Annotated in this window: 1 protein-coding gene; it reads right to left on the bottom strand. The window is 61.3% G+C overall.

The features are described 5' to 3' along the window. Positions 1 to 68: 68 nt before the first annotated feature. Positions 69 to 611, bottom strand: a complete 543-nt coding sequence (locus I5W_RS03180; protein ID WP_044528157.1) for a YaeQ family protein — start codon at positions 609 to 611, stop codon at positions 69 to 71. Positions 612 to 771: the final 160 nt, after the last annotated feature.

The raw sequence follows: 771 nt of genomic DNA, 5'->3' as shown, positions 1-771 counted from the left end.
TGTGGAAAACCTAAGTCCGGGGGATCACTCCCGCTCCTGCCGCTCCTCTTGCTGCTCCCGCTGGAGAATCAGGCAAAATCCTTGATCGTTTCCGGTTCGATCAACACCATGTTTTCATTGGCACCCAGCCAGACCTGGCCGTCCTGTATCGTGCACTGCAGTTGCATGGTGCGCTGGGCCAGCGCCGCCAGGGCCTGGCTGGCCTCCGCCGCGACATTGATCACCTTGAGGTTCTTGGCGCGGTCCACGCGACTGCCGGTCTGGTTCCACCAGATGTTGGAAGTGCTGCTGTAGCTGTACACCAGCACCTGCTGCGCGCGGCCACAGGCCTTGAGGATGGCGCGGTCATCGGGTTGCCCCACTTCGATCCACAGATCGATGGCACCGGTCAGGTCTTTCTGCCACAGGTCCGGCTCATCGGTATCGGACAAGCCCTTGCCGAAGGCCAACGCCTCGCTGGCATGGAGGGCGAAGGCCAGCACCCGGATCATCATCCGTTCATCGGTCTCGGAGGGATGACGGGCGATGGTCAGCGCGTGTTGCTGGTAGTAATGCCGATCCATGTCGGAGATCTGCAGGTCGGCCTTGAAGATGGTGGATTTGAGCGCCATGGGATTGTGTTCGTGCGAGGGAAAGGCGAGCACAACATGTCTTCATGCCGGCCGCCGCCAAAGGTTGGCAAGCATAGCCGATCTGACGCGGCTGTGGGCATTTGTGGTCCAGCCTGGAGCCGAAATGGGGGACCGCGGTGCGACGTGCGACAATGGCGAT

The sequence above is a fragment of the Herbaspirillum sp. B65 genome, assembly GCF_000333555.1.
Classification (GTDB): Bacteria; Pseudomonadota; Gammaproteobacteria; order Burkholderiales; family Burkholderiaceae_D; genus Herbaspirillum; species Herbaspirillum rubrisubalbicans.
This window is presented reverse-complemented; position numbering and strand designations above follow the sequence as displayed.